The organism is Mangrovibacterium marinum, from assembly GCF_003046625.1.
GTDB classification, from domain to species: Bacteria; Bacteroidota; Bacteroidia; order Bacteroidales; family Prolixibacteraceae; genus Mangrovibacterium; species Mangrovibacterium marinum.
In genome coordinates, this window is the sequence record NZ_QAAD01000004.1 from 58,973 (window position 1) to 81,489 (window position 22,517).

Sequence of the window (22,517 nt, forward strand, 5' to 3'; positions counted from 1 at the left end):
CCCAAACACCACCAGCGGGCTGGATGGAATGTGTTGGAAAATTGATTGAACGGGCACAAAAGGCAGGGTGATTTTGTGATTTAAGTCATTATCAGTTAGAGTTGTATGGTGTGAAATCCGACCTTCACGGGCGAATTGGGAGTTTGCGGCTTATGAGCCGGCGATTGGCTTTGGCTGGCAATTGTATTTCAACCTAACTTTGCCTGAATCCTAAATAATTGTGAAATTATCTTTATGCAGATTGGTCCTACGGTGGTCGTTATTCAATAAAAATTTCTAGTTTTGCTACTCAAATACGCATTTGGTCGGTTAGGCTAATTTTCGATTTGTTACGAATTTAGCTCATTCTGATTTGATGCAATGAATTAATAGATAGTTGCTTGCCTTTATCTGGCTGAGGTGGTTAATCATCGTTTCATGCTTTATGTTGGCTTGGATGGATAAATTGCGGGTGTTAACTCAAGTTAAATTGGTTTTGCAAATGAAGATACTACGATATATTTTCGCATCTATATATTTGAATGTTTCTGTGCGGTTCCGCTTCTGCCGGTATCCGCTGTCAACGGCCGATCGATATTGAGCTGTTTCGAAAACATTCAACCAAACATTTGTCAACTATAGGATATGATCTTTCATTCAGCCGTTGAACCCATATATTTTTTATTGCCTGTTTTGGGATTCCTGATTGGTCTGTTCGGCACCATGCTGGGCGGTGGCGGCGGTTTTTTCTTTTTACCGATACTGACACTCCTGTTAAATGTGCCGGCACAAACGGCAGTCATAACCTCACTGGTGGCAAGTATGCCTATTGGGCTGGTTGGCTCGTGGGGACATCACCGGAATGGCAACATTGATTTGAAAGTTGCGGCAATGTTTGTCGTTGTTGGCATTGTCGGGGCATTTGCCGGAGCAGCAATCACCAGTCGCATAAGTTCGGAACAGCTAAAAGCATTTTTCGGTATATATTCAATTTTGATAGCTGCTCACATTATATATGGTAGTTTGAAAATGAAAAAAGAACAACAAAGCGAACAGCATGTTGCGGTAACGAAGAGCGAAAAGCTTGTCCGTAGTTCGTTTTTCGGATTGACGGCAGGGTTGATAACCGGAACTTTCGGAACCAGCGGAACAGCACCGGTATTGGCGGGTTTATTCTCGCTCCGGATTCCGATAAAACTGGTAATCGGAACGTCGCTTTTGGTGGTTCTGGTAAATACGGTTTTTGCCATCGGAGCCCACCTTTTTGTAGGACAGGTAGACCTCACCCTGGTTTATTTTTTAACGATGGGCTCAGCGCTCGGTGCAGTTACCGGCCCTCGTTTGCTGGCTAAGTCGAAACGGGTTGACCGTTCCGAAACAAAAGCTCGCTATATGTATGCCTTGGTGATGGTGGCTATCGGAATTTTAATGATTATCAGATAAAAGATAACCGGATATGATTCAAACAATCTATGTAATAATTCTAGCTTATTTTATTTTAGGTGGTGTTGGCTTTTATTTCATTAACCGGCGCAAGGATCCGGCAGTTGCCCGCGAAAGCTACACCAAGTTTATCGCTTACTTTTTTATCATCAATATCTTGTTTTTCAGCATTACCATAAATCCACTCATTTTTCGATATGTGGCCTTGCTGATTGGTATGGTGGGGCTTTATGAGCTGTTTAAACTGTTCCGAATTCGCAACAGAGCCCACAAATCATTCTTTTTGGCCGCATTGCTGATCTATTTTGGTTTGTTGGTTGGCTTCTTCTTGTTTAGTCGTTTCCCCAAGGAGTTGATTTTGTATGCTTTTTTAGTGTTGTCAATTTTCGATGCTTTTAGCCAAATCAGCGGGCAATTGTTTGGGAAAACGAAAATTTTGCCCCGCATCAGTCCCAATAAAACCGTTGGAGGAATGGTCGGCGGAGCCTTGTTTGCCATTGGCAGTTCATTCGTATTGAACGACCTGTACCCGGGCACAATGCTAAGCGCGGTGCTTCTGGCGGTTGGGATCGTTATTTTTGCTTTCCTGGGCGATATTGCAGCATCCTATTATAAGCGGCGCTTCGAGGTGAAAGATTACAGTAAACTAATTCCCGGGCATGGCGGATTTCTCGATCGCTTCGATAGTCTGATAGCCGGTGGTGCCTGGGTCGCGTTTTTTGTATATGTGTTCAATTTTTAACAGAACAAAGAAATTTTAGAATGGGAAATATTATTGTACTATCCATTGTTTATCTGATCGGGATTGTTGTATTGCTCGCCTTTAACGAGCTGAACTATCGGCGACTTAACCTGAAGGGGGAGTTTACCCGCAAATTTGCACACTTTATGGCGACCCTGGCGGTCGTTCCTTTTCCCTATATCTTCCCGTCACATTGGTACATCCTGGTGCTGGCGGGCTTGTTTTTTGCCGTGCTTTTTATTACACAGTACAGCAAGCAGCTTAAATCAATTCACGATATTGAGCGAAAATCGATCGGCAGTTATTTGTTACCCTTGTCGATCTATGTTACCTTCCTGATTGCAAGCTTACTCGATAATAAATTTATCTATATTCTGCCCATGCTTATTTTGGCGGTTTGCGATCCGATGGCTGCTATTTTGGGCATCAACATTAAAAACTACAATGGCCGGATTAAACTGTTTGGTCATAAGTTTAACAAAACCTGGCTGGGCTCGGGCGCTTTTTTAGTAACCAGCCTGGTAATTAGTTTGATTGCCCTTTATTTCCACCGTGGTGTGTTCGATTTGAAGACATTCTGGCTGGCAATGCTCGTGGCGGTCGTTAGTACCTTGGGCGAGTTCTTTAGCTGGCGTGGGTCCGATAACCTGAGTATACCGATGAGCGTAGTTTTAGTATTACTACTTTGCTTATAGAAATTTTCTTTCGTAATTTGACTTGAAGAACAGAAAACAGACATTATAACGCCTTTGAACAGACAATTAGAAGAGAAAACTAAAATTTTACTTTCATGAAGAGAATCATTATAAATGGAGCAAATGGCTATGTTGCCTCGAACTTTATCAACGAGTTGCTCAAACAGCACTACGAGGTGATCGCTTTTGTTCGCGGAAATCAAAAATATTCGGCAGACCAGCGGATGCTCGATGTAATGGCCGACATTAACGATGGCGTATTTCAACAGCCTAAGAACCTGCGTATCTTCAACTATTCCCTGTTGGACGAAAATTTCGGCTTGTCGGAACAAACGTTGCATGAGCTTTTTCAGGGCGATGTTGATTATTACCACTTTGCGGCAAGCTTGAAATACGATTTTAAGGCTAAAGATGAAATTTTTCAAACCAATATGGATGGTGTGGAAAACTCAGTTGCCGTATTTTCGAAGTATGCGGCTGCCGATTCGCGTTTCTTCTTTATCAGTACGGCCTATTCGTGCGGAAAACTCGCCGGCCGTTTCGAGGAGAAGTTCTACGATGTTGCCGAAATCGATGCCTTTCGCAACTATTATGAGCAGTCGAAGCGCTATGCCGAAAATCTGATTCGGAAACATATCGAAAATGACGGACTGAACGCGCATATTTTGCGTTTATCGCAGGTTGTGGGAAATAATAAGACGGGCGTTACAAAAACCGACTATGGAATTTTCGATTTCTCGCGGCGGATTCAAAGCTTGGCGTTGCGGAATCCTAATCTGGAATTACGAGCCAAAATTGATCCGGAATCGACTCAAAATCTGATTCCCATCGACAAGGTCGTGAGTTATCTGTTGCAGACCGTAAAAATTGAGCAACTGCCGGTGATTATGAATATGGTTTCCAAAAATGCCATCCGAAACAGCGATATCCTCAATAGCCTGCATCGTTTATTGCCCATTAAACTGGTTCCCCAAGTGGAGCTTGATAAGGCAGAGATGAATGTTTATGAGCGGATTATATCGATCGGGATGTCCTTCACAGCAAGCTATACCGGAACCAATATTGAATTTGATACCACCAAGCTGGACGAGGTAATGGAAGCCGATGACAATGAGGCCAGCCCGGAGTCGATTCACCGTATGATTGCCTATTTTCTCGAGGAAAATTCAGATAAGAAAGCTAAAGTTGCCTGTTAACCTTCCACAAAACAAAAAACAATGAAACAGATTACAGTAAAAGGAGAAAAGATTATAAATGTGCCCAATTTTATCAGCCTTTACCGGCTGTTGGCCTTTCCCCTAATATTTTATTTTGCATTAACCGGGCAGGAAAAATATTACGTTATTTTTCTTTGCATCAGTCTGGTGAGCGATGTCCTCGATGGCAATATTGCCCGTTATTTTAAACTGCAAACCAATTTCGGAGCAGCACTCGATAACCTGGCCGATATTTGCACTTATGCCATGGCTTTGCTGGGCTTGTTCCTGTTTAAATGGACCGAAATTGAACCGCATGCCTGGATTTTGTATTTGTTCCTGACCGTTTTTGTGCTTAGCTATATTGTTGCCTTTGCCCGGTTTGGTAAGATTCCCGGCTTACACCTGTACTCAGCAGTGTCGGCAGGCTATATCCAAAGTATCTTCTTTTTTGTGCTTTTTGTATTTGGCTTTTATCCCTGGATGTATTACCTGGCAGTGGGCTGGGGGGCTTTTGCCTACATCGAGAAGATTTTTGTTTTGCTGAAGCTGGATGATATCCGCATTGGTGTAAAAGGACTCTACTGGCTTTTGAAAAGCCAGAAAAGCCGTTCCTAAAGTTCAGAATCCATGTTAAGGATATTTGCTATCGCCATTTTTATGGCAATTGTAAGTTCCGGGGTTTTTGGGCAGAGCGTTTCGGGTGTTGTGCGGGAAGCCGATTCGAATGAAAGCATTCCCTTTGCCAACATCTGGATTAAAGGAACCCTGCAGGGAACCCAATCGGAACTGGACGGGCGCTTTACCATACCGGCGCCCAAAGGAGATACCCTGGTTGTGTCGGCCGTTGGCTTTGTGCAACAGGAGTTTATCCTGAAGCGCAATCAAAAGAATGAACTGACGGTTCAGATGCAAAAAGATGTGAAGAAAATTGATGAAGTTACGGTCAAATCCGATATTCCTTTTGCCCGGGTGGTCTTCAATCAAATTCAGAAGCATAAAAAGGAAAACCGCGAAAAGCTCGAGAGCGTACCGGCGTATAAAAAACTGGAAAATACGACTGTCTATATTGCGGTCGACACAACGGCAAAGGTGAGCCGGTTTTTCAATAATATGTCCGATGTAACGGTTAGTCTGGAAGGACAGGATATGCGCTTTTCGCCGGTTTACCTCGAAGAACTTGCCGAAGATGTAAAGGGAGACTCGGCTGATGTGGTCTATGTGAAGAAGGACGGTATTTTTCCGCGTTCCGAGTCGTTCATCGAAAGCTTCATCCTGAAAAATGTGGCCGTTAAGATGGACTTCTACGACGACCATATTGTTATTATGGATCGGGGATATGTCTCCCCGTTAAGTCGAACGGCACTCTTGTATTACGACATCTATTTCAATGATACAATTTACCAGGACGGGCAGAAATATTATCATCTGACTTATGCTCCCAAGAATCCGCGAAATCCGCTTTTCTCGGGCAGCTTTACCGTTGATGCCGAAAACTATGCGCTGTCGAAAATTGAAGCCTTTATTTCGGGCAAAGCCAATCTGAACTTTATCAACGGGTTTCGGGGCTGTGCCAAATATCAGCTTGACCACGACGGAAATTATTTTTTTGATGCCCAGCAGGTCGATATTAATATGTCGCTCAAGTCGAATAAAGATTCGGCGGCTTACAGTTCGCGACGGCTGGAAAGTGTGAGCAGCGGAAACTGGTTGATTAATAAGACGACGAGTTACTCGACATCGCCGCGACTGGATGCCGTGAAAACGCGCGACTGGAAATCACAGCCCGAGTTTGCTCTCAGCTCACTGGATGATGAAACCTACCGGAGTGTGGATAAGCTGAAACAGGCACCAATCGTCAAAAATGTCGATAAAATTGGTGGTGTAGCCCTAACCAGCTTCTACAATATGGGCAAGATTGACCTGGGGCCGGTGTTCGATATTTACTCGACCAACATGATTGAGGGGAACCGTTTTTCGATTCCTGTGCGGACTAGTGAGCAAATGTTCGAGCGTTACTCCATTGGTGGGTTTATTGGTTATGGTACAAAAAATAAGGAATTTAAATTCGGGGCCAATTTTGATATGCAGCCCGGAAAAACCGATAAGTTTTTGTTCCGTTTTCGTTATTATAACGATTATAACCTGATCTCGCAGGATCGCTTTTTGCGATTTATTAAGCATAACCCGAACAACAAGGGAAACAGTAACTTCATTGCGGTTTTCACCACCAAAGAGAAAAACCCGTACCTGAAGGAAGAGAAATATCTGGAAGCACGAATCGAGTATAACAGCCCGAACGACTTTCACCTGGAGGCTTCGCCCTATGTCAATTGGAATTACAGCACCTCCTATGTGTCATTCACCAAAGATGGGGTGCCGTACGAGAAGTTCACGAACTACGGGGTGTTGGTAGACGCCCGCTTTGCCTTTGGCCAGCACTACGATAAGTATTTCTTCGATCGGATTTACTATGTAGACCCAATTCCGGTGATTGATGTTGGAGTCGATTTCGGACGCCTGTCGGTACCGGGAATGGACGGAGACCAAGGCTTTTATGCCCGTTTCCATAGTTCCATTCAAGGGCGGATTTTGTTGGGACAGATGTTCGTAAACTATATGCTCAATGGCGGTTATTTGTTTGGCGATGCGCCATTCGATCAGCTCGACCTGCCGGTGGGCTCCATGTCGCTGGGCTATGCCAAGTTTCGATTCAATCTGTTGCATCATGCTTCGTTTGCCCACAATGCCTACGTAAACCTGCATTCGCATTTGAACGGAGGAGGGGTATTGCTCAATAAAATACCCTTGATTCGGAAACTGAAATTGCGGGAGGTGGTTTCACTAAAAGCTCATTACGGCGACTTAACAAAGTCGTATCATGGTGTGTTCGATCTGCCCGACTTCTTTCGGAACGAAAAGAATACACCCTATGCCGAAATTGGCTTTGGGGTAACCAATCTTTTCAAAGTTTTGCGGGTTGAATATGTGCGTCAATTGGGCAGTACCTACCGGAATAGCGATTTCACCTATAAAAATGGCATCTTCTTCCGGACCGAAATGAGTTTTTAAACTATATTCAAGGAATGAAAAATCTGAAGGGAAAAGTCGTTTGGATTACCGGAGCATCGTCGGGGATTGGTGAAGCACTGGCGATTGCCTTTGCCCGCGAAGGAGCCTTTCCGGTGTTGTCGGCGCGTAATAGGCAAAAGCTCCAACAGGTGCAGCAGCAATGCTTGCAGCACACCGCAGAATGCTGGATCCTGCCACTCGACCTGTCTGACGCGGCTGCCCTGGAAGGAGCCGCGGAGGCAGTTGTTCAACAAGCCGGGCGTATTGACCTGTTGGTGAACAATGCCGGACGTAGTCAGCGTTCGCTCGCCAGGAATACACCGCTGCAAATTGATCGGGAGATCATGGAGCTGAACTTCTTCAGTGTTGTTGGCTTAACAAAATTGGTGTTGCAGCAGATGCTTCGGCAAGGATCCGGACACCTGGTGGTGATCAGTAGTATCACCGGAAAGTTTGGTTTCCCCTGGCGTACGGCCTACAGTGCTTCGAAACACGCTGTACAGGGCTATTTTGAGGCCTTGCGAGCCGAGCTGGTCAACGAGCATATCGATGTGACCATCGTGTCGCCGGGCCGCGTTAATACAAATGTGTCGAAGAATGCAATCACCGCGACTGGTGAGGCCTACGATAAAATGGACGACGGGCAGGCAGCAGGTATGCCCGCCGACGAGTGTGCTGCGCAAATTGTTAAGGCGATCAAAAAGAATAAAAAGGAAATACTGGTGGGCCGTAAAGAGTTGCTGATGGTGTACATCCGGCGTTTTTTGCCTGCTTTGTTTTATAAATTAGTGACCAGGATTAAGAACTAGAGCTGAGGCTCTTTAAAATAGAATCACTCTATGAAAAAAAATATTGTTGGTATTCAGCAGGTTGGAGTTGGTGTAGTGAACGCCAAAGAAGCCTGGAAATGGTATCGGAAAGTATTTGGCATGGACATCAATGTCTTTGAAGATACGGCAACAGCCAAACTGATGAAGCATTATACCAACGGCCAGGAATGTGAACGTTACGCCGCACTGGCGATGAATATGGAAGGTGGCGGTGGTTTCGAGATCTGGCAGCATACCGGGCGAAAGCCCCAGGCACCGGTTTTTGATGTGCGTTTGGGCGATACCGGAATTTTCATCACCAAGATGAAATGTCGGGATGTGCGAAAGGCCTACCGTGAACATCAGGCCTTGGGGGTTCAGTTGTTGTCGGAGCCGACTAGCGATCCGAAAGGAAACCTGCACTATTATCTGCTCGATCCGTATAACAATATCTTCGAGGTGGTAGCCGATTCGTATGTTTACAGGAAGGAAAAATCGGTAACAGGCGGCGTTGCCGGCGTGGTGATTGGAGTTTCGGACATCGAGGAAGCCCGCAAAGTATATTCCGGCATTCTGGAATACGATCAGCTTGTCTACGACGAAAGCGGGCAGTTTGCCGATTTCGAAGCCTTGCCTGGTGGTGGCGAAAAATACCGCCGTGTGTTGTTGAAGCATAAAGGACGCACCGGTCCGTTCAGCAAAATATTGGGGCCCACCCAAATTGAGTTGGTGCAGGCACTCGATCGCAAGCCCGACCACATCTTCCGGGAGCGTATTTGGGGCGAGCTGGGGTACATTCATCTGTGTTTCGATATTCAGGGCATGGAATGGCTTCAAAAGGAATGCGACGAAAAGGGTTTTGCCTTTACGGTAAATTCGGCCGATAGCTTCGATATGGGCGTTGCTGCGGGGCATTTCTCCTATATCTCCGATCCCGACGGAACACCGATTGAATTTGTGGAAACCCATAAACTTCCCATCGTCGAAAAACTGGGATGGTATATGAACCTGAAAGGTCGCGATCCGAAGAAATCGTTGCCCAATTGGATGGTGAAAACACTTCGTTTTAACCGCGTGAAGGATTAGTGCGGAAGTGGCTGAAATGGGCTCCGATTGCCGGAGTGAAGACTAAAAAAGAAGAGAACCGCGATCGAAATCAACGGTTCTCTTACAGATGGGCAGGAGCCTCTCACGGGACTCGAACCCGCGACCTGCTCATTACGAATGAGCTGCTCTACCAGCTGAGCTAAAGAGGCTGAAATGATAGCCCGAAGTTAATTGCTTCGGGCTATCGTTGTTCTCGGCGAACAATATATTTTTCAGAAAATAACTATTTTTTGGCGAAAGCAATCTTGATTACTTCCTCGAAATAGTTCACAAAGTGGGGAGTGATCCCTTCTTTCAGATAGTCGGGCAAGGCCTCAAAATCTTTCCTGTTCTCGGCGGGGAAAATCAGCTCGAACACTTTCACCCGGCGGGCAGCAATGGTCTTCTCGCGAACGCCTCCAATGGGTAAAACCTTGCCGGTCAGGGTTAGTTCGCCGGTCATGGCCAACCCCTTGCGGACCGCTTGGTTGATTGCCAGCGAGTACATCGCCAGGGCCATGGTGATTCCTGCCGACGGACCATCCTTGGGCGTTGCACCGGCCGGGACATGCAGGTGTACCAGATGGTTTTTGAAAAACTCCCTTTGGTCGTTCTCGAGTAAGCTTTGAACGTACGAGTAGGCGATTTCAGACGATTCCTGCATCACGTTGCCGAGCTGACCGGTTTGCTTTAAACCCGGTCCCCGGCCTTTTACACCTTGTGCTTCGATGTATAGCGTTGCTCCCCCCAGAGCAGTCCATGCCAGGCCCAGTGTCACTCCGGGAAGCGATTTTTGGTATAGCTCTTCAGTGGTGAATACCGCTTGTCCCAGAAATTCGCTCAGGTTGTTTTTGCTGACGTTGATTTTAGTGTCGCCGTTCTCTGTCAGTAACAGCGTCGACTTGCGCATAATCTTTTTAATTTGATTTTCCATATCGCGGACACCGGCTTCGCGGGCATAGCTGTCGGCAATTTCGACGAGGGCTGCGTCGGTAATATTTACTTCGCTGGCTTTCAGTCCGTGTTCCTTGCGTTGTTTGGGAATCAGGTAGCGTTTGGCGATTTCCACTTTCTCTTCCAGTATGTAGCCGGAAAGCTTGATAATTTCCATCCGGTCGAGCAAGGGGCGCGGAATGGTATCCAGCTGGTTGGCAGTGGTCACAAACAGGATGTTCGATAAATCGTAGCGCACATCCAGGTAGTGATCCAGAAAGTCGCTGTTTTGCTCCGGATCCAGCACTTCCAGTAAGGCCGATGCCGGATCGCCCTGGTAGCTGGCGCCGATTTTATCAATCTCGTCGAGCATGATCACCGGGTTGGAAACACCAGTCCGTTTCAAACTTTGAATCAATTTGCCGGGCATGGCACCGATGTAGGTGCGTCGGTGGCCTTTAATTTCGGCTTCGTCGCGCATGCCGCCAACCGAGAAACGGTAGAACTCGCGCCCCAGGGCATCGGCGATCGATTTGCCGATAGAGGTTTTGCCAACCCCCGGAGGGCCAACCAGACAAATGATCGATCCGGATACTTTGCGCCGCTTGACGATGGTGCTCACAAATTCCAGGATGCGTTGCTTCACATCGTTCAGCCCGTAATGTTGCTCATCGAGTATTTGGCGCGCTTTGGCCAGGTCGTAATTGTCTTCCGAAAACACGCCCCAGGGCAGATCGGTTAGCCAGTTCAGGTAGGTCCGCGAAACCTGGTACTCGGCCGAGCCACTCTCCAGTGTTTGCAGTTTGTTCAGCTCTTCCTGAATAACACCGGCGACCTCATCGGACAAGACGAGCTTTTGAATTTTCTTTTCAATCGTTTCTGTCTCGCTGGTTTTATCGTCTTTTTCCAGTCCCAGTTCCTGCTTGATAATTTTTAGTTGTTCACGCAGGAAAAACTCGCGCTGCTGAGAGGATATTTTCTCTTCAATCTGTTTCTGAATGTTTTGTTGAAGCTCATTTAACTCGATTTCCTCTTTCAGTAGTTTCAGCAACAAGTCGCTGCGGTGAAAAAGATCGATCGACTCGAGCACCGGCTGCAGTTTGTCGCCGTCAGCCGTCAGAAACGACGCCACCAAGTCCATTAGCAGGCCGGGTTTCTCCATACCAACCTGCGACAGAGCCAGCTTCATCTGTTCCTGAAACATGGGGTTTAGCTGTATCAATTTTTTGACCAGGTTAATGATTGCCAGAGTGTACGCTTTCAGCTCGTTGCTGATTTCCTGCTTTTCTTCGTATTCGTACTCAACCTGCCAGTGGGGAATCCCCAGCCGCGTCACTTCCCGCTTGTAATGAAAACGCGTGACGGCCTGTGCAAAAAACTGGATGCTGTCATCGGTCTTGTTGATGATCTTTAGAATCTTCAGCAAAGTGCCCGTTCGGTGTTTGCGCGAATCAAAGAAATCAGCTTTGTTCTCTTCCTTGATGTAGGAGACACCTATGAAACCACCGTTTTTCTCGATGGAATACAGGACAGCCTTTACAACTTTGCGGTTCACGAAATTTAATGGTAAAGCCAAGCCGGGAAAAACAGGGCGATTCTCGAGAGGAAGGACTACAATATTATCCGGATAAACCTCCGATACCAGCACAATTCCGGCATTTTCAGTGGTGTTGTTTTCCATGTTGTTTCAAATTTTAGAAGACCTTCAGTTCTTTCGTTCCAGCCGGAAATTAAGATATCTATTTTTCCGCAGGAAACGATGGTTACAGGTTTTCAAACATAAAACCAAAGCCCGATTGCGAACGAATTGACAGGCGAAACTGCCATTTTGGTCGGCTTCGTATCTGGCAGAAACGAAAAAACGACAGTTGCGGTAATCAATAGATCGTTAGATTTTCAGATTTCAGACTGTTCGACATTTGTAATGTCATTTGTATTCATCGCATCACGGAGTCTTTGCATTTGCCGAATTTCAGCAACGAAAGCTGAGATTAAAAAGAATAAAAAATGATTGGCGCACACATCTCAATTTAGATGGCTTCGTATTTTTTAATAGTTTTGACCTGGTTAAAACGGTTTTGGGTTCTTTGAGCTTTAAATTAAAAAACAATTTTTATGTGGTATCGTATCTGTATCGGTCTTTTGTTGATCTGTGAACTTGCTGTTAGTCAGTCGACACAGCCCGCGTATAAAGACCCGGCCTACTCGGCTGAAGTGAGAACAAAAGATTTGTTGCAACGCATGACCTTAGAGGAAAAGGTGGGGCAAGTTCTTTGTTTTATGGGATGGGAGATGTATGAGATTAAAGGAAATGATGTTGTTGCTTCCGATCAGTTTCAAACCTTGGAAAAGGAGCAGCTGGCTGGTATGCTGTGGGCAACTTTTCGTGCCGATCCATGGACTAAAAAGACACTCGAAAACGGATTAAATCCGGAATTAGCGGCTAAAGCTGCTAACGCTTTGCAGCGTTATAGTATTGAAAATTCCCGTTTGGGAATCCCGATGTTTTTTGCAGAAGAAGCTGCCCATGGGCACATGGCTATCGGAACAACGGTGTTCCCCACTGGTCTGGGGCAGGCTGCAACATTCAACACAACACTCATTGAAAAAATGGGGCAGGCGATTGGTGAGGAACTGCGCCTGCAAGGTGCGCACATTGCTTACGGGCCAATTTTAGACCTGGCTCGGGAACCACGTTGGTCGCGCGTAGAGGAAACTTATGGTGAGGATCCGATCCTGGTTGCCCGGATGGGCGAGGCGATGGTTGCTGGTTTGGGCGGCGCCGACGTGACCCGGCCGGGGAGTGCCATTTCAACCTTGAAACACTTTATTGCTTACGGAGGCCCCGAGTCGGGGGTAAATGGAAATGCGTCGGTGGTGAGTCGTCGCGATCTGCTGGAGAATTATTTCCCGCCATTCCGCGATGCTATTGACGCCGGCGCTCTGTCGGTGATGACTTCGTATAATTCAATCGATGGAATTCCTTCGACTATGAACAAAGAATACCTGACCGGCATTTTGCGCAATGAATGGAACTTTCAGGGCTTTTCGGTTTCCGACCTGTACAGTGTGCAGGGAATTATGGGCTCGCACTTCGTGACCCAAACGGTGCAGGAGGCAGCGATCAAATCGATTGAGGCCGGGACGAATGTCGATTTGGGTGGAATTGCCTATGCCGAATTGCGGCAGGCTGTGAAGGATGGAAAGCTGGCCGAAAGTGTGATCGATTCGGCTGCGTACAACGTATTGCGCTGGAAGTTTGCCATGGGCTTGTTCGATAATCCTTACGTAGATCCGAAAGAAGCGAAAAAGAAAGTGCACAGCGATGCCAATATTGCATTGGCGCGGGAGTTGGCTCAGCAATCAACTGTTTTGTTGGAAAACAAAGGCGTGTTGCCATTCAATAAAAAAGGGATTAAAGTAGCGGTCGTTGGTCCCAATGCCGATGTGATGTACAACCAATTGGGTGACTATACCTCGCCGCAACCGGCCGAAAATGTGGTGACTGTATTGGAGGGAATTCAAGCTAAAGTGGGCGCTAAAAATGTGATTTATGCCAAAGGATGTGCTATCCGCGATACCACGCAAACCGATATCGCATCGGCCGTAAAAGCTGCCCAAAGTGCCGATGTTGCCGTAGTGGTTGTTGGTGGTTCCAGCGCCCGCGACTTCAATACCGACTACCTGGCTACCGGCGCAGCCATAGCCAACAGCAAATTGGTAAGCGATATGGAAAGCGGCGAAGGAAACGACCGCATGACCTTAGGCCTGATGGGCGATCAAATGAAACTGCTGAAAGCCGTTAAGGCAACCGGAAAGCCGGTGGTGGTTATTTATATTGAAGGGCGGCCGTTGAACATGAACTGGGCATCGGAAAATGCCGATGCTTTGCTGACTGCCTGGTATCCGGGTGAGCAAGGTGGAAATGGTATTGCCGATGTGTTGTTTGGCGACTACAACCCAACGGGCCGTTTGCCAATTTCGGTGCCTCGCGGAGTGGGCCAGTTGCCGGTTTATTACGATAAGAAGAATCCTGTTGCTCACAACTATGTGGAGGGAACTTCGGCTCCCTTGTACACCTTTGGTGAAGGCAAAAGCTATTCAACCTTCAGCTATGCAAATCTGAAGATTGAAGCGGTGGATGATTTTACTTACACTGTTTCGTTCGACCTGACCAATACGGGCAAGTACGATGGGGCAGAAGTCCCGCAATTGTATTTGCGTGACGAACATGCGTCGACCGTTCGCCCGATTAAACAGTTGCAGGCTTTCTCGCATGTTTTCCTGAAGAAAGGCGAAACCAAGCCGGTTTCTTTCACGATGACGAAGGACATGTTTAGCTTGATTGGTGTTGATTACAAGCGGGTGATTGAACCGGGCGACTTTAAAGTGATGATTGGCTCGTCGTCGAAAGATGCGCAGTTGGAAGGAACAATAACTTTGGAAAAAGGATTTCAATATTAAGCTGATCAGTTCAGTTTTATTAGCAGAATGATGTCATCCCGAACTTGTTTCAGGATCTTTCAATAAAAAAAGTCATCCCTAATTTAATTGGGATGACTTTTTTGTTTTAGTCGATGGGATTTCCAAATGTCAGAGTGTCCTTCCGGACAGGAGTTACTTTTTGGCTTGACCCCAAAAGTAACCAAAAAAGTCAAGGCTGATTTTTATCTGCAAGCGCCATCTTACGAAAAGCTAAGTTCAGCCGGGTGATCTCCACTCCGGCAGCTGCCGGATCGGAGCTTCCCGGTTTCTCTAAGCTTTTCGGTTGATTCCGCTTTTGATAAAAATAGGCCAACCCCGACCGAGTGAGATTTGCTTATCCCGGTTCTTTAAAACACAATGCTCAGGCTTCAGTATTGGTTGTTTGATCGTGTTCGTTGGCCGTTAAAACGCCCGCGCGAGAGGGTGTTTTGACAAGATTTTTGCTTCCCGGCCTATGGCAGGCAGGCTTTTCATCGATTGGAAAAGGAAGAGCCAGTCTGGCTTGAGGGCCGAGCAATTAAAAAGATGAAACTTGACAAACATCCAGTGATAGTTATTGTGGACTCAATTCTTAATTTCAAGCCACAAAAAATCCCGATTGGATGATCATCCAACCGGGATAGCTATGATGTTTCGAAAAACTTCGACTAGTAAGCAGTAATGATACCGATGAAGTCTTCAGCTTTCAGTGAAGCACCACCGATCAAACCACCGTCAACGTCCGGGTTGGCGAACAACTCAGGAGCATTGCTTGGCTTACAACTACCACCGTAAAGAATTGAAATTTCTTCAGCAACTTCAGCACCGTATTTGGCAGCAATAGCTTCACGGATGTCTTTGTGCATTTCCTGAGCTTGCTCAGTTGAAGCAGTTTTACCAGTTCCGATTGCCCAGATTGGTTCGTAAGCGATGATCACTTTTTTGAAGTCGTCAGCGCTCAGGTTGAAGATTGTTTCTTCCAATTGGTTGATGACATATTCTTTTTGTGTTCCAGCTTCGCGAATTTCCAAAGCTTCACCACAGCAGTAGATCGGAGTTAATCCGTTTTCCAATGTCAAAGCCACTTTTTTGTTCAAAATTTCGCTTGTTTCACCGTAGTATTCGCGTCTTTCAGAGTGACCTAAGATAACGTATTGAGCACCTGTTGATTTTACCATCGATGCAGAAACTTCGCCAGTGTAAGCCCCTGAAGCTTCAGCTGCACAGTTTTGAGCTGCAACGCCTACACGTGCGCCATCCACTGATTCAACAACTTTGGTGATATGTGTAAAAGGAGCTCCTAAAACAACAACAACATCTTCCGGTCCTTTAGCAGCAACTAATTGGTTTACAGCTTTTGCTAATTCAACACCTTCCTGAACGGTAGTGTTACATTTCCAGTTACCGGCAACAACTTTTTTTCTCATTTTTATTTGATTTGTGGATAGAAATTATGATTTCAATTGTCGAGCCCAAAATTAGAAAAAAGGAGGATAAACCGAGCCTGTTTTTAAAGGGTATTTGGGGAATTTAACCTTTGTTTAAACCCTTTTTGAATTAGAAATTCAGTGTTCGCCAACCTTCTTTTAGGTAGTTGGTTAACGGAATCCCCATGGGACGTACGTCGATGTCGAGCTCTTTCAGGTCGGCTGCAACATTATACATGTTGGCACAGGCAATGCAGGCCTCGACAACCACTCCTGCATCCATCATCTTTTTTACATCTGCTTGCAGGTCTTCATTTTCAGCCAGTAGTTTAGCCGAGGGACCCCAAACAATCAGGACAACATCTTCGAACCAGCCCTGTTTTTTGGCATTTAAAGTATACATGAAGCAAACTTTCTGCGCCACTTCCGGGTCGCCACTCGACCAGATGACGGCTAGTTTGTTGGTGGTCTCATTCATTTTTGCCGGGTTTTGTGCTTGCGCTGAAAAGCTGATTCCTGAAAGCACGAAGAGGAATAAAAGTAGTTTTTTCATGATAAAAATAGGTTATAGCAGGCAAGTTATGAACCGAGTAGAGGAAATCAAAGTCGGTCATCCGCTTTTAAACATTTTTTATCAATTCTTCAGGGCTTTTAACGCGGATGCAAATCTTTTATCTCCAGCAAATCGAATTCCGAATAGCTAAGTTGGTTCGCTTGAATGAATGCTTTATTGATCTGAAACAATACGCTGTTGAAGCTGTCCTGGGGAAAGGTGTTTTCAGCCGAAAATTCCTCGTCGTCGAATTCCCTAAAATTTAGCTCGCAGGCCGAAAGTTCCCATTGTTCCTCATTTAAATAGAGCAGGGGGAGGCCATGCGTACGGCAAATAAAGGGGCGATGTGCGTAAACCTGACAAACGGAATCTTTCAGGAAAATGCAGCTGTTGTCGTTTGCCCCGGCGGTTTCTACCGGTTTATCGTTCAGGCTTTGCTGAATGGCATAGTACTCCACCGGAAAAATCCGATAGTTCATGCAGCACAAGTCGCAGCCTTTGCGGCACTGCATCTGGTTGTGGTGAAGCGTTGATAGTTTTTCAGCGAGCTCATCAACCTGGCTAATGAATTGTTGGTATCGTTCAAAATTGTAGTTCATTGTTCTAAAATCTACGGTAATAGTCTATGGATGGACAAAAAAATAACCTGAAGCAGCCAACGTTTTCGTTTCGCCGTTTCAGGTATTTGCGATATCTCGATTAGTAATTTATTCAACAAATATCAATCCCGGATTGCTGCCTGTGATGCTGCGTCCTCCTTCCGGTGTAACCAGAAAACTGTTTTCGATGCCCACCATGCCGATTTCGGGAATACCCTTCTTGGGTTCCACGGCGAACACCATGTTTTCCTGAATGGGCATTTTGAATCCTTTGGCGAGTACGGGTAATTCATCAACTGTCAAGCCGATGCCATGTCCTAAGAACTTGACCTGACGGTTGCCAAAGCCCATGAAGTTTTGCTTGAACTCATCGCTTAGCTCGGCCATGATTGTCTCGTAAATCATCTCTGGAGTGTTCCCTGGCTTGAGCATTTCGGCCACCCGGTTTTGGATGGCAACACATTGTTGGTGGATGCTTTGAACCTCTGCAGGTAGCTTCTCGCCAAACATATAGGTCATCGTTTTATCGGAGTGATAGCCGTTAACACCCAGACCCATATCGACAAACACCAGATCCCCTTTTTTCAGCTTGCGATCGCGGCTTCCCAGGCTGGGGACGGCGGCGTTCAACCCCCGGTTTCCGCCGGGACCATCAAAATTGGTTGGAATCAGCGAGCTGGTGCCAAAGCCCAGCTGTGCCACAACAATGTCGGTATCGTGCATGGCAAAACGAGCAGTGCCCTGATGCCCTTCTTTTACCATCACCTGGTAAAGTTCGGCTGCCAAATCAGCTTCACTCATGCCTTCGCGCAGTAGTTCCGGTACTTTTTCTTCCAGTACCCGTTGGTGAATCTGGCCTGCTCTTTCCATAAATGACAACTCCCAGGCGCTTTTCACGGCGCGCGTCATCGAGATTTGAAAATCGAGCGGCTTAAACGATTCGAAGGGAAAATATTTTTGTACCCGACTGAACATGGCTAAGGGAACAAATTCCGTTTCCAGGTATATTACTTTCGGTATCGCCGAATAGTGGGCCGAAGCTTCGCGGTAGCTGCCCATAGGCCGGATATTCGCAAATTGCGACTCGCGAATTGCTCTTTCGTAGCTACGGCGCACCCAGTAGGTGGCATCCTTGTCGCGTTCAATGACCAACATCCCCTCGGACATTGATCCGGTGAAATATAAAAGGTTTACCTTACTGAAAATCATCGCCATTTGCCAGTCCGGATTTTGGCTGGTCATGATTTGGCAAAAGGACGCCATCCTCGCTTTCAGCTCGGCGGCGGGTGTTTGTTCACTCATAAATATCTATTTGGGATACAAATATAAGGTTCTCGATTGATTCGGTTTGGCCAGTTACGCCAAGATTAAGAACTGTTAACGAAACCGCATTTCGGAGAAGAATTCTGCAGGGGTCCAAAACGAATATTAACAACAGGCTGAAGTTTTTCACATTAGGCGTGTTTTAGTGCTTTGAGGCCAATACTTCCTAAGGAATTTCTATCTTTGCAGCGTCTTTCAGACGGCCTTGCGGGGAAGATGATTTAACGAGCTCTATTCGGGTATTTTAGATTCTTTGGCGGGCAAATTAAAAAATCGGGCAAAAGCCCAAACATGTCAACTTTATCTTAAAAAGAGATTCAACATGATTTCATTTTTTAAAACTCCTCAAGGCACGGTTCTCGCTGTGCAATCAACAGGTTCCTTTGCTGAAACTGACATCGAAAAACTGCTTTGGCTATTTGGCGAAGCAACTTTTGTTGATGGTGAATCAATCGAAGGCTTTTTTGTTGGCCCACGTCGCGAAATGATTACACCGTGGAGTACTAATGCTGTGGAAATTACCCAAAACATGGGCCTTTCAGGCATTATCCGTATTGAAGAGTTTATGGCCGTTCCGGATGACAAAGCAGGTTTTGACCCCATGCTTCAACGGATGTACAACGGTTTGAAACAAGATATTTTTACCATCGATAAAAAGCCGGATCCGATTATCGGAATCGAAGACATTGCTGCCTACAACGAGCAGGAAGGTTTGGCTTTAAGTGAAGATGAAATCGCGTATCTGAATGAGGTTTCAGAAAAACTGGAACGCAAGTTGACTGACAGCGAAGTGTTCGGTTTCTCACAAGTAAACTCAGAGCACTGCCGTCACAAAATTTTCAACGGTATTTTTGTAATCGACGGGGTTGAAATGGAAAGCTCGCTTTTCAAAATGATCAAAAAAACCTCGGAGACGAACCCGAATAAAATTGTATCGGCTTACAAGGATAACTGCTCGTTCGTGCAGGGACCAACAGTTGAACAATTCGCTCCGAAGACGCAGGATAAGCCTGATTTTTTCGAAGTAAAAGATATTGAAACAGTTCTTTCGCTGAAAGCCGAAACGCACAACTTCCCGACAACAGTTGAGCCGTTCAACGGTGCAGCAACCGGTACCGGTGGTGAAATTCGCGACCGTATTGCCGGTGGAAAAGGGGCTTTGCCAATCGCTGGTACTGCCGTGTACATGACTTCGTACCCGCGTACCGAAGATGCCCGCAACTGGGAGCAAGCAATGGAAGAGCGTCCGTGGTTGTACCAAACACCGGAAGAAATCCTGATTAAAGCATCGAACGGTGCCAGCGACTTTGGTAACAAATTTGGTCAGCCGCTGATCTGTGGTTCTGTATTGACTTTTGAGCACTTCGAGAACTACAAAAAATACGGTTTCGACAAAGTAATCATGTTGGCTGGTGGTATTGGTTTTGGTCGCAAAAAAGACAGTCTGAAAGACTCGCCAACAAAGGGTGATAAAGTTGTTCTGTTGGGTGGCGATAACTACCGCATCGGTATGGGTGGTGGTGCCGTATCGTCGGTGGCAACCGGTGAATTTGAAAACGCCATCGAGCTAAACGCGGTACAACGTGCCAACCCGGAAATGCAGAAGCGTGCTTACAACGCCATCCGTGCCTTGTCGGAAGCAGATGAAAACCCGATCATTTCAATCCACGACCACGGTGCCGGTGGTCACCTGAACTGTTTGTCGGAATTGGTGGAAGAAACCGGTGGCCTGATTGATACCGATAAATTGCCTTGTGGGGACCCGACCCTGTCGCAAAAAGAGTTGATCGGTAACGAGTCGCAAGAGCGTATGGGCTTGGTGATGCACGAAAAACACGTGGATCTGTTGAAGACCATTTCAGATCGCGAACGTGCTCCGATGTATGTAATCGGTGAAGCAACCGGCGACATGCAGTTCACTTTTAAGAACTCGAAAACAGGTGAAACACCAATCGACTGGCAATTGTCGTATATGTTTGGTAATCCGCCAAAAACGGTTTTGACCGATACAACATCGACTGAAAAATTTGAAGAACTGGCTTACGAGCCTGCTAAAATAGAAAGCTACCTGGAAGATGTTTTGCAACTGGAAGGTGTGGCTTGTAAAGACTGGTTGACTAACAAAGTTGACCGCTCGGTAACCGGCCGTATTGCCAAACAGCAAGGTGCCGGTAAATTGCATTTGCCGTTGAATAACCTCGGTGTAATTACCCTCGACTATCAAGGAAAAGCTGGTTTGGCTACCTCTATCGGTCACGCGCCGGTAGCAGCGATGATTGATCCGGCGAAAGGTTCAATCCTGTCAATTGCCGAATCATTGACCAACATCATTTGGGCGCCGATGCCGGATAAAATCCGCAGTGTATCGTTGAGCGCCAACTGGATGTGGCCGGCAAAAAATGCCGGAGAAAACGCTCGTATCTACAGTGCGGTAAAAGCAGCCAGCGATTTTGCTTGCGCGCTAGGTGTGAACATCCCGACCGGTAAGGACTCGATGTCGATGACTCAGAAGTACAAGGACGATGTGGTTTACTCTCCGGGTACCGTGATTATTTCGGCTTCGGGTGAAGTTACCGACGTGAAAAAAGTGATTGAACCGGTATTGGTGAACGACGCCAGCAAACCGGTTTATTATATCGATTTCTCATCAACAGCTTTGGCTTTGGGCGGTAGTGCCTTTGGTCAGATTGTGAACAAGATCGGACAAGAAGCGCCGACTGTTGCTGATGCGGAATATTTCGTGAAGACTTTCAACACCGTTCAGGATTTAATTGAAGACGAGTTGATCGTAGCTGGTCACGACGTTGCTTCGGGTGGATTGATTACCACCTTGTTGGAAATGTGTTTCAGCGACAACGAAAGCGGATTGAAACTGGATCTTTCAGGTTTAGGTGAAGCGGACAGCGTAAAAGCTTTCTTCAACGAAAACCCGGCAATTGTTGTTCAGGCGGCTGATGCAGCGGCTTTCGAAAGCAAACTGAATGCAGCTGGTGTTCGTTTTGTGAAAATTGGTACTCCTGCCGAAGCTCGTGAGTTCACGGTTGTAAACGGTGCTGCTGGCTTCAATTTAGATATTGACTCACTGCGCGAGTTGTGGTTTAAAACATCATACCTGATGGATCGCAAACAAAGCGGCGAAAAACTGGCTTTGGAGCGTTTCAAAAACTATAAGAAAAACGAGCTGGTTTACGATTTCAAAGACTTTACCGGTAAAGCTGCCGACTATGGTATCGACCTGAAACGTCGTACAGCAAGTGGAGTAAAAGCGGCGATCATCCGCGAAAAAGGGGTGAATGGCGACCGTGAAATGGCTTACATGTTGTATCTGGCTGGTTTCGATGTGAAAGACGTTCACATGACCGACCTGATTGCCGGACGCGAGACACTGGAAGATGTGAACCTGATTGTTTATGTTGGTGGTTTCTCAAACTCCGACGTACTCGGTTCAGCCAAAGGATGGGCGGGTGCTTTCAAATACAACGAGAAAGCCCGCGTTGCCTTGGAGAACTTCTACAAGCGTGAAGATACCTTGAGCTTGGGTGTGTGTAATGGTTGTCAGTTGGCTGTTGAGCTGGGCTTGATTTACCCGGAACACGAGCAGATGCCGAAGATGCTACATAACGAGTCGCACAAGTTTGAATCGAACTTCGTGGGCGTTGAGATCGCTGAAAACAACTCGGTGATGTTGAAAACAATGGCCGGCATGAAATTGGGTGTTTGGATTGCGCACGGAGAAGGAAAATTCAGCTTCCCGTATGCCGAGAGCGAATACAATATTCCGTTTAAATACGCCAACAAATTCTACCCGGGTAACCCGAACGGTTCCGACTACGATGCAGCTGCAATCTGCTCGAAAGATGGTCGTCACCTGGCGATGATGCCTCACCTGGAACGCGCTTTCCGTCCGTGGTTGTGGCCTTACTACCCGGCCAACCGCAAAAACGAAGAAGTTGCTCCCTGGATCGAAGCGTTTGTGAACGCACGTAACTGGATCATCGAAAAAACAAAAGCATAAGACTAAAAAGCATAAATCAGAAGCGGCTGTCCCCTGGGGATGGCCGTTTTTGCATTTATGAAAGCTGATGGACGCGCCGATACAATGCTCCAATGCATATAAGCCTAAGCCGTAAATGCGTCATGAAAATGCTTGTGCCGAATTATACCGATTAGCCATTGTAATTTCAGCGTTTCGCTTA

15 protein-coding genes and 1 tRNA gene are annotated in these 22,517 nt (G+C 46.4%); 10 read left to right on the forward strand and 6 right to left on the reverse strand.

The genetic code is table 11. From position 1 onward, the window contains the following. The first annotated feature begins 624 nt into the window (after window positions 1-624). The 8 genes from C8N47_RS04825 to C8N47_RS04860 all read left to right on the forward strand — a co-directional run bounded on the left by C8N47_RS04825 (window position 625) and on the right by C8N47_RS04860 (window position 9,022). On the forward strand, window positions 625-1,422 hold the full coding sequence (locus tag C8N47_RS04825) for a sulfite exporter TauE/SafE family protein (protein ID WP_107821400.1): 798 nt from the start codon (window positions 625-627) through the stop codon (window positions 1,420-1,422). 13 nt (window positions 1,423-1,435) lie between these two features. Then, a complete protein-coding gene (locus C8N47_RS04830; RefSeq protein WP_107821401.1) occupies window positions 1,436-2,164 on the forward strand; it encodes a phosphatidate cytidylyltransferase in 729 nt (242 codons plus the stop codon). 20 nt (window positions 2,165-2,184) lie between these two features. Then, on the forward strand, window positions 2,185-2,859 hold the full coding sequence (locus C8N47_RS04835; protein WP_107821402.1) for a diacylglycerol/polyprenol kinase family protein: 675 nt from the start codon (window positions 2,185-2,187) through the stop codon (window positions 2,857-2,859). Between the two features lie 95 nt (window positions 2,860-2,954). Further along, entirely contained in the window at window positions 2,955-4,055 is a 1,101-nt protein-coding gene (locus C8N47_RS04840; protein WP_107821403.1) for an SDR family oxidoreductase, read from the forward strand. 21 nt (window positions 4,056-4,076) lie between these two features. Beyond that, window positions 4,077-4,673 (forward strand): CDP-alcohol phosphatidyltransferase family protein, encoded by a 597-nt coding sequence (locus tag C8N47_RS04845; protein WP_107821404.1) that lies wholly within the window; start codon window positions 4,077-4,079, stop codon window positions 4,671-4,673. Between the two features lie 12 nt (window positions 4,674-4,685). After that, window positions 4,686-7,127, forward strand: coding sequence for a DUF5686 and carboxypeptidase-like regulatory domain-containing protein (locus C8N47_RS04850; RefSeq protein ID WP_107821405.1), 2,442 nt, complete (start codon window positions 4,686-4,688; stop codon window positions 7,125-7,127). Between the two features lie 14 nt (window positions 7,128-7,141). Next, window positions 7,142-7,936 (forward strand): SDR family oxidoreductase, encoded by a 795-nt coding sequence (locus C8N47_RS04855; RefSeq protein WP_107821406.1) that lies wholly within the window; start codon window positions 7,142-7,144, stop codon window positions 7,934-7,936. 30 nt (window positions 7,937-7,966) lie between these two features. Next, window positions 7,967-9,022 (forward strand): VOC family protein, encoded by a 1,056-nt coding sequence (locus C8N47_RS04860; RefSeq protein ID WP_107821407.1) that lies wholly within the window; start codon window positions 7,967-7,969, stop codon window positions 9,020-9,022. 97 nt (window positions 9,023-9,119) lie between these two features. On the opposite strand, the gene C8N47_RS04865 is transcribed toward C8N47_RS04860, so the two are convergent. Further along, a tRNA-Thr gene (locus tag C8N47_RS04865) sits at window positions 9,120-9,192 on the reverse strand. A 74-nt stretch (window positions 9,193-9,266) separates the two neighbouring features. Next, window positions 9,267-11,636, reverse strand: coding sequence for an endopeptidase La (lon, locus tag C8N47_RS04870; protein ID WP_107821408.1), 2,370 nt, complete (start codon window positions 11,634-11,636; stop codon window positions 9,267-9,269). A 434-nt stretch (window positions 11,637-12,070) separates the two neighbouring features. On the opposite strand from lon, the gene C8N47_RS04875 reads away from it, so the two are divergent. Continuing rightward, window positions 12,071-14,419 carry a glycoside hydrolase family 3 N-terminal domain-containing protein gene (locus tag C8N47_RS04875; RefSeq protein ID WP_107821409.1) on the forward strand — a complete coding sequence of 783 codons (2,349 nt, stop codon included), beginning with the start codon at window positions 12,071-12,073 and terminating at the stop codon, window positions 14,417-14,419. Between the two features lie 668 nt (window positions 14,420-15,087). On the opposite strand, the gene tpiA is transcribed toward C8N47_RS04875, so the two are convergent. The 4 genes from tpiA to C8N47_RS04895 form a co-directional block, all read right to left on the reverse strand. Next, a complete protein-coding gene (gene tpiA / locus C8N47_RS04880; protein WP_107821410.1) occupies window positions 15,088-15,846 on the reverse strand; it encodes a triose-phosphate isomerase in 759 nt (252 codons plus the stop codon). Window positions 15,847-15,976: 130 nt separating this feature from the next. Continuing rightward, window positions 15,977-16,399: a DsrE family protein gene (locus C8N47_RS04885; protein WP_245915671.1), complete on the reverse strand. Its 423-nt coding sequence runs from the start codon at window positions 16,397-16,399 to the stop codon at window positions 15,977-15,979. Window positions 16,400-16,497: 98 nt separating this feature from the next. Then, window positions 16,498-16,998 (reverse strand): YkgJ family cysteine cluster protein, encoded by a 501-nt coding sequence (locus C8N47_RS04890; RefSeq protein WP_107821411.1) that lies wholly within the window; start codon window positions 16,996-16,998, stop codon window positions 16,498-16,500. A gap of 108 nt (window positions 16,999-17,106) precedes the next feature. Continuing rightward, on the reverse strand, window positions 17,107-18,300 hold the full coding sequence (locus tag C8N47_RS04895) for a M24 family metallopeptidase (RefSeq protein WP_107821412.1): 1,194 nt from the start codon (window positions 18,298-18,300) through the stop codon (window positions 17,107-17,109). A 343-nt stretch (window positions 18,301-18,643) separates the two neighbouring features. Here C8N47_RS04895 and purL point away from each other — a divergent pair, with 343 nt between their 5' ends. Next, window positions 18,644-22,336, forward strand: coding sequence for a phosphoribosylformylglycinamidine synthase (gene purL / locus C8N47_RS04900; protein WP_107821413.1), 3,693 nt, complete (start codon window positions 18,644-18,646; stop codon window positions 22,334-22,336). The last annotated feature ends 181 nt before the right edge of the window (window positions 22,337-22,517 follow it).

Excerpts from the sequence above, each read along its gene's own strand:
- C8N47_RS04825 (WP_107821400.1), top strand. The coding sequence starts at position 625 with ATGATCTTTCATTCAGCCGTTGAACCCATATATTTTTTATTGCCTGTT.
- C8N47_RS04830 (WP_107821401.1), top strand. The coding sequence starts at position 1,436 with ATGATTCAAACAATCTATGTAATAATTCTAGCTTATTTTATTTTAGGT.
- C8N47_RS04835 (WP_107821402.1), top strand. The coding sequence starts at position 2,185 with ATGGGAAATATTATTGTACTATCCATTGTTTATCTGATCGGGATTGTT.
- C8N47_RS04840 (WP_107821403.1), top strand. The coding sequence starts at position 2,955 with ATGAAGAGAATCATTATAAATGGAGCAAATGGCTATGTTGCCTCGAAC.
- C8N47_RS04845 (WP_107821404.1), top strand. The coding sequence starts at position 4,077 with ATGAAACAGATTACAGTAAAAGGAGAAAAGATTATAAATGTGCCCAAT.
- C8N47_RS04850 (WP_107821405.1), top strand. The coding sequence starts at position 4,686 with ATGTTAAGGATATTTGCTATCGCCATTTTTATGGCAATTGTAAGTTCC.
- C8N47_RS04855 (WP_107821406.1), top strand. The coding sequence starts at position 7,142 with ATGAAAAATCTGAAGGGAAAAGTCGTTTGGATTACCGGAGCATCGTCG.
- C8N47_RS04860 (WP_107821407.1), top strand. The coding sequence starts at position 7,967 with ATGAAAAAAAATATTGTTGGTATTCAGCAGGTTGGAGTTGGTGTAGTG.
- lon (WP_107821408.1), bottom strand. The coding sequence starts at position 11,636 with ATGGAAAACAACACCACTGAAAATGCCGGAATTGTGCTGGTATCGGAG.
- C8N47_RS04875 (WP_107821409.1), top strand. The coding sequence starts at position 12,071 with ATGTGGTATCGTATCTGTATCGGTCTTTTGTTGATCTGTGAACTTGCT.
- tpiA (WP_107821410.1), bottom strand. The coding sequence starts at position 15,846 with ATGAGAAAAAAAGTTGTTGCCGGTAACTGGAAATGTAACACTACCGTT.
- C8N47_RS04885 (WP_245915671.1), bottom strand. The coding sequence starts at position 16,399 with ATGAAAAAACTACTTTTATTCCTCTTCGTGCTTTCAGGAATCAGCTTT.
- C8N47_RS04890 (WP_107821411.1), bottom strand. The coding sequence starts at position 16,998 with ATGAACTACAATTTTGAACGATACCAACAATTCATTAGCCAGGTTGAT.
- C8N47_RS04895 (WP_107821412.1), bottom strand. The coding sequence starts at position 18,300 with ATGAGTGAACAAACACCCGCCGCCGAGCTGAAAGCGAGGATGGCGTCC.
- purL (WP_107821413.1), top strand. The coding sequence starts at position 18,644 with ATGATTTCATTTTTTAAAACTCCTCAAGGCACGGTTCTCGCTGTGCAA.